This is a genomic window from Arthrobacter sp. CAL618, assembly GCF_000468215.1.
GTDB lineage: Bacteria > Actinomycetota > Actinomycetes > Actinomycetales > Micrococcaceae > Arthrobacter_D.
Map to the genome: position 1 here is coordinate 1 of NZ_ASZW01000146.1, position 9,785 is coordinate 9,785.

At 63.5% G+C, this 9,785-nt stretch carries 8 protein-coding genes; 5 read left to right on the forward strand and 3 right to left on the reverse strand.

Annotation, left to right across the window (positions count from 1 at the left end; all coding sequences use genetic code 11):
• Positions 1-40: 40 nt before the first annotated feature.
• The gene (locus tag K728_RS0108820; RefSeq protein ID WP_024476473.1) at positions 41-724 is read right to left on the reverse strand and encodes a GntR family transcriptional regulator; all 684 of its coding nucleotides are present in this window, start codon (positions 722-724) and stop codon (positions 41-43) included.
• A gap of 185 nt (positions 725-909) precedes the next feature.
• Between K728_RS0108820 and K728_RS0108825 the strand changes: the two genes are divergently transcribed.
• Positions 910-2,901 carry an AMP-binding protein gene (locus tag K728_RS0108825; protein WP_024476474.1) on the forward strand — a complete coding sequence of 664 codons (1,992 nt, stop codon included), beginning with the start codon at positions 910-912 and terminating at the stop codon, positions 2,899-2,901.
• Here the strand turns inward: K728_RS0108825 and K728_RS0108830 are convergent.
• Both K728_RS0108830 and K728_RS0108835 read right to left on the reverse strand, forming a co-directional pair.
• Complete coding sequence (locus K728_RS0108830) at positions 2,894-3,583, reverse strand: response regulator (RefSeq protein WP_024476475.1); 690 nt, start codon at positions 3,581-3,583, stop codon at positions 2,894-2,896. The genes K728_RS0108825 and K728_RS0108830 overlap by 8 nt on opposite strands.
• A complete protein-coding gene (locus tag K728_RS0108835) occupies positions 3,576-5,216 on the reverse strand; it encodes a sensor histidine kinase (RefSeq protein WP_024476476.1) in 1,641 nt (546 codons plus the stop codon). Before K728_RS0108835 ends, K728_RS0108830 begins: the two co-directional genes overlap by 8 nt.
• Before the next feature lie 120 nt (positions 5,217-5,336).
• Between K728_RS0108835 and K728_RS0108840 the strand changes: the two genes are divergently transcribed.
• From K728_RS0108840 to scpB, 4 genes are all read left to right on the forward strand, one after another.
• Positions 5,337-6,770 (forward strand): C4-dicarboxylate transporter DctA, encoded by a 1,434-nt coding sequence (locus tag K728_RS0108840; RefSeq protein ID WP_019483379.1) that lies wholly within the window; start codon positions 5,337-5,339, stop codon positions 6,768-6,770.
• A 341-nt stretch (positions 6,771-7,111) separates the two neighbouring features.
• Positions 7,112-7,990, forward strand: coding sequence for a ParA family protein (locus tag K728_RS0108845; RefSeq protein WP_019483380.1), 879 nt, complete (start codon positions 7,112-7,114; stop codon positions 7,988-7,990).
• Positions 7,991-8,134: 144 nt separating this feature from the next.
• The gene (locus K728_RS0108850) at positions 8,135-9,040 is read left to right on the forward strand and encodes a segregation and condensation protein A (protein ID WP_051317655.1); all 906 of its coding nucleotides are present in this window, start codon (positions 8,135-8,137) and stop codon (positions 9,038-9,040) included.
• A complete protein-coding gene (gene scpB / locus K728_RS0108855; RefSeq protein WP_024476478.1) occupies positions 9,037-9,687 on the forward strand; it encodes an SMC-Scp complex subunit ScpB in 651 nt (216 codons plus the stop codon). Before K728_RS0108850 ends, scpB begins: the two co-directional genes overlap by 4 nt.
• The last annotated feature ends 98 nt before the right edge of the window (positions 9,688-9,785 follow it).

A 9,785-nucleotide genomic window follows, 5' to 3' on the forward strand; every position in this document is an offset into this window, starting at 1 on the left:
GAGGTTTTCGTCGCTGCGGTGGGTGCGGACCAGATGATGTTCAACCATTGAGGTGAGCCTTTCGGGATGGGGCGAATCCGGCGTCGAAGCTAAGTTTCGACGCCAGTAGGTGGGCAAGACTGTTGTGCAGGTGGATCTTGGTGGCGGCTATCGCCAGATCGGTGTTGCCACCGGCGATTGACCGGGCGATCTGCGCATGCTCGGCAGCTGAGGCGAGCAGCCGTTCGCTGTTGTCTTTGGCGAGGCGCCTGATACGCACAAGTTGCGCGCGGAGTTGGCCCTGCGCCTGGCGGAGGAATTGGTTGTCCGCGGCGTCGTCGACGGCGACGTCCAGTTCCGAGACCAGGGCATAGTAATCGCGCCGGTCGGGGTCGGCACCGGCGATGAGGCTGGACGCGGCCTCGAAGCGCTGCGCCAGAGCGGTGAAGACGTGGGGGTCCCGGTGCACCGCGGCCAGCTCTGCGGCCTTGCAATCCAGAGCCAGGCGCACGTCGAACAGCTGGGTCATTTTCGCCAGGGAAATATCGGTGACGACGACGCCGCGTCCGGTCTGGGCGGCGGTCAAGCCTTCCGCGCTGAGCCGGGCGAGTGCTTCCCGCAGGGGGGTTCGTGAGACTCCGAGCCGGGCCGACTGCTCAACTTCGGCGAGTACTGTCCCGGGGATCAGACGCCATTCGACAATGTCGGACTTTAATGCGGCGTAGGCCCTGTCGCTGGCTCGCATTGATCCTCCTGCCGACGCTGGCCTGTACCGGTGACGGTGTTCACTAGTACTGCCAATGTATACAAGGAGGACCAGTACCGCAAGATATCAGCCGAAAAAATGGACAATTCCGCATTCTCTGTATACACGGCGCGGGCTTGCTCAGTAGGATGACACCACAACACACTGACGTGGAGGAGAGCTCAATGAGCCAGGACTATCGCACGCTGTATCGCCAAAGCCTTGAGGCACCCGACGAGTTCTGGCTGGAAGCGGCTCAGGCGGTGACCTGGACGCGGCCACCGACCACCGCAGTAGACAGCACACACGCGCCACTTCACCGGTGGTTTCCCGACGGAGGGCTGAACACCTCCTACAACGCCCTGGACCGGCACATCGAGGCCGGGCGGGGCGACGCCACGGCCCTGATCTACGATTCGGCGATGCTTGGCCTGGCGCGGGAATACACCTACACCGAATTGCGCGATGAGGTGGCACGCTTTGCCGGGGTGCTGCGCTCGCAGGGAGTGGCCAAGGGGGACCGGGTGGTTATCTACCTGCCCATGGTGCCGGAAGCGGTGATCGCGATGCTTGCCACCGCACGCCTCGGGGCGATCCACTCGGTGGTCTTCGGTGGTTTTGCCGCGAAGGAACTCGCCTCACGGATCCAGGATGCCCGGCCCACCGTCGTCGTGACGGCGTCTGGTGGTCTGGAGCCCCGCGGGCCCATCGAGTACCTCCCGTCAGTGCACCAGGCTCTCGACCTCAGCGACCACCGGGTGGCCACGGTGATCGTGAAATCCCGTGATGGGTTCCTCCACCAAGCGTCCGAGTACGGTTCGACGTCGGACGGTTCGACGTCGGACGGTTCGACGTCGAAGACTCGGGGATCGGAGCCTCCGTCGTCGGGCACCCGGGGATCGGAGACGGTCTGGCTGGACTGGGATACCGCGCAGGCCACCGCCGACCCAGCCGACCCGGTCCCCGTCCTCGCGACTGACCCGCTCTACATCCTGTACACGTCGGGAACCACCGGGTCCCCCAAGGGCGTGGTGAGGGACAACGGCGGCCACGCCGTCGCCCTGGCCTGGTCGATCACGAACATATTCGGTGTCGGCCCGGGTGATGTGATGTTGACGGCATCGGATGTGGGCTGGGTGGTGGGTCATTCATTCATCGTCTACGCGCCGCTGCTCGTGGGGGCGACCACGGTCCTGTACGAGGGGAAACCGGTCGGCACGCCCGATGCTGGCGCGTTCTGGCGGCTGATCGACGAGCACCGGATCAACGTCATGTTCACCGCGCCGACGGCGTTGCGTGCGGTGCGGAAGGTTGATCCGGAGGCGGCGCTGCTGCAGCACTACGACACCTCGAGCCTGCGGTTGCTGTTCTGCGCCGGCGAGCGGCTCGACATCGACACCTACCACTGGGCCGGAACGACTCTCGGTGTGCCAGTGATCGACAACTGGTGGCAAACCGAGACGGGCTGGCCCATCTGTGCGAACCCGCGGGGAATCGAGGAACTTCCCATCAAGCCAGGCTCGCCGACCTTGCCGCAGCCCGGGTATGACCTGAGGATTCTCGACGGCGACGGCCAGGAGGTGCCCGCCGAGACCGAGGGCAACATTGCGTTGAAACTGCCGCTGCCTCCCGGGACGCTGCCCACCCTGTGGGGGAGCGACGAACGGTTCATCAGCTCATATCTCAGCGCTTTCGACGGCTACTACGTTACGGGCGACTCCGGCTACCTCGACGACGACGGCTATGTCTTCGTCATGGGCCGCACCGACGACATCATCAACGTGGCGGGGCACCGGCTTTCCACCGGGGCTATCGAGCAGGTGCTGGCTCAGCATCCAGCTGTTGCCGAATGCGCCGTCATCGGGTTGGCCGACGCATTGAAAGGGCAGCGTGCCAGCGGCTATGTGGTGCTCAAAGCCGGGACCAACATCAGCGCGGAGACGCTTCAACAGGAACTGGTGGACCTGGTCAGGAACCAGATCGGCCCAGTAGCCGACTTCAAGCAGGCTGTGGTGGTGGATGGCCTGCCGAAGACGAGGTCCGGGAAAATCCTCCGCAAGACCATGCGTCAGATCGCTGCCGGCGAGGATTACGTAGTGCCCTCCACCATCGAGGATCAAAGTGTGCTGGATGCCATGAAGCCGGTGCTGCAACCCAGGGGTGCGGGATCTAGCTGATCCAGGAGTATTCGAACTCGGGCCGCCCTCGGGTGCCGTACCGCGGGACGCGGCGGGCGGACTCCTGGTCGGCCAGATACTCCAGGTAGCGGCGGGCGGTGACCCGGGACAGCGCCAGATCTGCCGCGACCTCCACCGCCGAGACAGCGGTCCCACCCCGCTTGAGCATCAGGATCACACCCTTGAGCGTCTCGTGGGACAGACCCTTCGGCAGGCTCCCCTGTGCGGGCGGGCGGAGCGCGGCCAGCGCGTTGTCCACCTCTGACTGGGTGGTGGAGGACGCCTGCGCTACCAGCTTGTCACGGAATGAACGGTAGTTGGTCAGCTTGTCGCTGAACGCTGAATAGGTGAACGGTTTGATGAGGTACTGGACGATCCCGGAGGAGATGGCCGACCTGACAATGTGCAGTTCACGGACGGCGGTGATGGCAACGACGTCAGTGGGCAGGCCAGCTCCGCGGATCCTTCGAATAATGTCCAGGCCGTGAGTGTCGGGCAGGTTCATGTCCAGCAGCACCAGGTCCACCCGTTCGGCACCGGGGCCCAGGAATCCCATCGCCTCTGACCCGTTGTGGGCCACCCCCACCAGGCTGAATCCCTCCAGCCGCCTGACGTATTCGGCGTGGGCTTCGGCGGTGATGGTGTCGTCTTCAATCACCAGGACCCTGATGTCCTCAGACATGGGTACCTCCAGGGAGTGGAGTCGGTGAGGTAGTGGTCGGGTCGAGGGGCAGCAGGACTGTGAAACGGGCGCCATCGTCGTTCGCCACCGAAATGGCCCCGCCGAGCCGCTGCACCGCCTGCCGCACCAGTGCCAGCCCCAGTCCGCGCCCCGGGCCGCCTGCCACCTCGGTTTCTTTGGTGCTGAACCCCAGGGTGAAGGCGTCAGTGCCAGCGGCCGTCAGTCCGCTCCCACTATCGCGCACCGCGAGCTCCAGGTTGTCGCCCCGGCGTTCGAGGGTGAGACTCACCTTGCGTCCGAGGGAGTCGGCAGCGGCGTCGAATGCGTTGTCCAGCAGGTTCCCAATGATGGTCACCAGTGCGCTCGGATCCAGGTGCGAGGTTTCGATGGAGCCGTCGACGGCGATCGCCAGCTCGATCCCTCGCTCGTTGGCCTGGGCCGACTTGCCCACCAGGAGCGCAGTGATGAACGGCTCGTCAATGGCGCCGAGGACGTCGTCGGTGAGCTGCTGCGAGTGGGTCAGGTCCCGGGTGGCAAAGTCCAGGGCCTCTGCACGGCGGTCCAGTTCGATCAGCGACACGATGGTATGCAAACGGTTGGCGTGTTCGTGGGTTTGGGCACGAAGGGCGTCGGTGAGGGTACGCATGGTCTGCAGCTCACCGGTCAGCGATTCGATCTCCGTGTGGTCCCGCAGCGTGGTGACGGTGCCCAGGGGTTTGGCCCCGGAGGCCCGCGTGCCCCCGCCGGGTACCGCCGCTTCCTGGTTGACGACGAGGATCCGGTCGGTGGTGACGTGAAATTCATCGATCGCCTGCCGCCCGGTGGTCAGCAGTTCGACGAGCGACGGCGGGAGGTCCAGCCCGGCGGCAGCCGTCGGTTGCCCGGCCCTGGCGGGCGGCAGCCCGAGGAGGTGGGCCGCCTGGTCGTTGTAGAGCACCAGTTCACCGCGGGGGTTGGTGAGGACCAGACCCTCGCGGACGGAGTGCAGCACCGAGTCGTAAAACACGAACATGTGGGAGAGCTGGTCCGTCCCCAGTCCCAGGGTCGCCCGACGTAGGTGGCGACTGAGCAGGAAGGACACTGCAGCGCCAGCCGTTACAGCGCCAGCGGCGATCAGAAAGAGGAGCGGCAGCTGAGCGTTCCGGGCAATCGTGACCGTGTCCACGGTGACACCGGCCGCCACCATGGCGACCACCTCGCCGTCGCCGTCGGTCACCGGCATAATGGCCCGCACCGAGGGACCCAGGGTGCCCGAGAACGTCTCGGTGTGCGAGCGGCCAGCGAGGGCCTGCTCCACAGAGCCGATGTAGCGGCTGCCGATCTCCTCGGGATTGCGGTGGGTGAACCGGGTGCGGTCGGGGGCCATGATGGTGATGAAATCGACGCCGAGATCGTCCATCACCTCGATCGCATACGGCTGAAGTGCCGCACTGGGGTCGGCCAGTTCGAGCGAGGCGCTGACAAAAGGGTCGTCGGCGAAAGTGGTGGCGATCGCCAACATGCGGTCAGCCGAGGTCTCGTAGGTGTTCTGCTCCGCATCCAGATACAGCACCCAGGAGATTGCAGCGGTCAGGGCCAACACAAACACCAGTTGTCCGGCGAAGAACTGCCGCGCCAGGCTCCATTTCCTCACCGTTTCAACGGCTCCCTTCAATTGATGCTGCGAACAGTATGAACGCAATGGTGATTCAGATCACTGTACGCCCGAGCATGGAACAGACAGCTTTGAATCATTCACCGAAGGAGTATGGCTATGGCGCCATCAAAATCCACCGCAGGCCAGCCACCCGTGCCGGCACAGGGGAAACCCAAGAAGCGGGTAGACAAGACCCATTTCCTCTACATTGCAGTGATTGCGGCGGTGATCCTCGGCGCCATTCTCGGCCTGATGGCTCCGGAATTCGCGAAAAGCCTCAAGCCCATCGGTGCTGGCTTTATCGGCCTGATCAAGATGATGATCGCTCCAATTATCTTCTGCACCATTGTGCTGGGTATCGGGTCCATCGCCAAAGCCGCGACGGTCGGCAAGGTCGGTGGCCTGGCTCTTGGCTACTTCATGCTGATGTCCACCTTCGCCTTGGCCATCGGCCTGGTTGTCGGCAACATCGTCCAGCCCGGTGAAGGCCTTGACCTTTCCGGCGCCACTTACGACGCCGGTGACCCCGCAGAGGCGACCGGCACCACCGACTTCCTGCTGGGCATCATCCCGGTCACGCTGCTCGCTTCCCTGACCGGAACCAGCATCCTACAGACCCTCTTCGTTGCGCTTTTGGTCGGTTTCGCCCTGCAGGGGATGGGGTCCGCTGGCAAGCCAATCCTCCGCGGTATCGGTCACATCCAGGCACTCGTCTTCCGCATCCTCATCATGGTGATGTGGCTGGCCCCGATCGGCGCGTTCGGCGCAATTGCCGCCGTCGTCGGTGAAACCGGCGTCCAGGCGATCGTCAGCATGTTCACACTGATGGCTGCGTTCTACGTGACCTGCATCCTCTTCATTGTGGTGATCCTGGGCGGCTTGCTGAAGCTCGTCACCGGCGTCAGTATCTTCAAGCTGATGAAGTACCTCGGCCGTGAATACCTGCTGATCTTCTCCACCTCGTCCTCCGAGGCAGCACTGCCACGCCTGATCGCCAAAATGGAACACCTGGGCGTCTCCAAGCCAGTTGTGGGCGTCACCGTTCCCACCGGCTACTCCTTCAACCTTGACGGCACAGCGATTTACCTGACTATGGCGTCATTGTTTGTTGCGTCCGCTCTCGGTACCCCGCTGGCTCTCGGCGAGCAGATCTCGCTGCTGATCTTCATGATCATCGCCTCCAAGGGTGCAGCGGGTGTGACGGGTGCAGGCTTGGCCACGCTCGCCGGTGGCCTGCAGTCGCACCGTCCGGACCTGGTGGACGGCGTTGGCCTGATCGTCGGCATCGACCGGTTCATGTCCGAGGCCCGCGCGCTGACCAACTTCACCGGAAACGCCGTCGCCACCGTGCTGATCGGTAAGTGGACCAATGAGATCGACCGGGTCCGTGTTGACGAGGTCCTGTCCGGTAGCCTGCCGTTCGACGAAGCGACGATGACGTCCAACCACCTGGGCGACGACGTCGAAGACGGCTCAGCTGTCACCACCGATAAGGCAGTCGACAACCTTCGTGATCGCGACGACGACCGTCGGGTTGTCGCTGCCCGTTAGGCTCACAGTCCCTGTAGAACCTGAATAGGCCTCTTCCCGATTGGGGAGGGGCCTATTCTGCTGTTCGTCGGACGCAGCGGGTGGTGCGCAGCGAACTGTCCCACTGACCGGCCCCGATGACTGGAATGGCGGATTCAAGTGGTCGACGTCGGCCGGTGGGCTAGTGTAAAACCGGTTCCAGGACCAGGCTCCGATGAAGCTTGAACCTCAAGTTGAAACTAAAGGCTCGCGGGCGGTGCCGACGGATTTACCGGTCGGAATGCAGCCCCGGTTGTAACGTTGTGGGCAGGTAAGCAAGCAATACTTTCAGCACACCGATTAACGGAAGCGTGGATACATACGTGAGTAGTGAACAGGGTTCCACAACTCTGAAGGACGCCGAGATTGGGCCCACAGGTCGCCCGGTTACGGTGTTCCCCGAACCACCGGTCCTGTCCTCCCACGGACCGGCCCGCGTGATAGCCATGGTGAACCAAAAGGGTGGCGTCGGCAAGACCACCTCCACCATCAACCTGGGTGCGGCGCTCGCCGAGGCAGGCCGTCGCGTGCTCCTGGTGGATTTCGATCCCCAGGGTGCGCTGTCCGCAGGCCTCGGCACCAACCCGCATGAACTGGACGTCACCGTCTACAACGTGCTGATGGACCGCAAAGTTAAGATCCAGGACGCCATCCAGACCACAGCGTTCGAGAATGTTGACCTGTTGCCCGCCAACATCGACCTGTCAGCGGCCGAAGTGCAGTTGGTGAACGAGGTGGCCCGCGAACAGGTACTGGACCGTGCCCTCCGTAAGGTCTCGGATGATTACGACGTCATCCTGATCGACTGCCAGCCATCGCTCGGCCTGTTGACGGTCAACGCGCTCACCGCAGCGCACGGCGTGATCATTCCACTGATCTGCGAGTTCTTCGCGTTGCGGGCTGTTGCGTTGCTGGTCGAAACGATCGAGAAGGTCCAGGACCGGTTGAACCCGCGACTACAGGTCGACGGCGTCCTGGCCACCATGTACGACGCCCGGACACTGCACAGCCGCGAAGTTATTGCACGCCTGGTCGAGGCCTTCGGCGACAAGGTGTTCGAGACCGTCATCAAGCGCACCATCAAGTTCGCCGACGCGACGGTCGCCGCGGAACCGATCACTTCGTACGCGGCCAACCACTCGGGAGCAGATTCCTACCGCCGACTCGCCAAGGAACTGATCGCGCGCGGCGGCGCCCCCTAACCATGCAGCGCGCCGCGCCCTTCTCCATGCAGTGCGCCGACGCTCGTGCGTGACGCCGAGCCCGACGTCGTCGTTCCCGACGGCGTTGTCCCTAACGGTGACGGCGGGGGCGCCTCGGAGGGGGGCCTGGCCGAGGGGAGCCAGATTGAGGGGAGCCAGATTGAGGGGAGCCAGGCCGGCGCGACTGCGCCGGAAACCGCCGGGTTCACCGTACGGCTCGAGAACTTCAGCGGACCGTTTGACCTGCTGTTGGGGCTTATCTCCAAACATGAGTTGGACATCACCGAAATAGCTCTCGCAACGGTCACCGATGAGTTCATCGGCTACATCAGGGCTTTCCAAGGCACCGACGCGGACTTCTCGCTCGACGAAGCCAGCGAGTTCCTCGTGATCGCCGCAACCCTGTTGGACCTCAAGGCTGCACGGCTGCTGCCCGCCGGTGAAGTCGAAGACGACGAGGATGTGGCCCTGCTCGAAGCCCGGGATCTGCTGTTTGCCCGGCTCCTGCAGTACAAGGCCTTCAAGGAAATCGCCCGGCAACTGGGGGAGCGGCTGGCCGAAGAAGGCAAACGGTTGCCGCGGGAGGTCAGCCTGGAACCACAATTCGCTGCGATGATGCCCGAGCTCACCTGGCGGACCACCCCGGAGCAGTTCGCTGCGCTGGCAGCCAAGGCACTTGAACCTCGCGAAGCAGCACCCACAAGGGTGGGCATTGAGCACCTCCACGGGTCAGCGGTAAGCGTTCGCGAACAGGCGGAGCTGCTGGGGGTTCGGCTCCGCGAAGGACACCCCTTATCGTTCAGGCAACTCACCCAGGATGCCGAGGACATGCTGACCGTCGTGGTCCGGTTCCTTGCCCTACTGGAAATGTTCCGTGACGCTGTGATTTCCTTTGACCAGGGAGCTCCGCTCGGAAACCTAACCGTTCGCTGGTCTGCAGGGGCGAAAGACTGGTCCCCGGCCTCAATCAGTGAGGAATACGACCATCCGGCACCGCCACCTCCAGCCCCGGCAGCCGTGGCACCGCTAACCGCTGAAGGATCACCGTGAAAGCCCAGGAACCTGACGCTGACGAAACCTTCTTTGACCCCTCGGGCGAACCGGGTGGGGTCAAAGCCGCGCTGGAAGCAGTGCTCATGGTGGTCGACGAGCCCGTCACCGAAATGCAGCTGGCCACCGCGCTCATGGTTCCCGTCCTCGAAGTCAGAGAGTTGCTGGTGGAACTCCAGCAGGAGTATGACGGCTATACTGGTCAGGGCCCGGAAGGGCACACCACCGATCCGGCGGTTTCACAGCCGCGTGGCTTCGAGCTACGCAGCGTCGCCGGAGGATGGCGGATTTTCTCGCGCAGCACGTTTGCGCCGGTAGTGGCGAAGTTCGTGCTCGAAGGACAAAGCGCCCGCCTGTCACAGGCAGCTTTGGAAACCCTCGCCGTCATCGCCTACCGGCAACCGGTGTCTCGGGCAAGAGTTTCAGGAATCCGCGGAGTGAACGTGGATTCGGTGGTACGCACCCTGGCGCTACGCGGTCTCATCGCCGAAGCGGCAACCGATCCTGAGACAGGCGCCATCCTGTACGGAACAACTCCGTACTTTCTGGAAAGATTGGGTATTGGCAGCGTTGCTGACCTACCTCAGCTTTCACCACATCTACCCGGGTTGGAAAATCTCGGTCACTTTGATGACACCACGTACTAAATACGCTAGCTAAAAGGACATTCAATGACACAGGCGCCACGTTCCGGCTCCGGACGCAACAACCCCAAACGCGACGAGGATGGCCCCCGCGAGGGTGC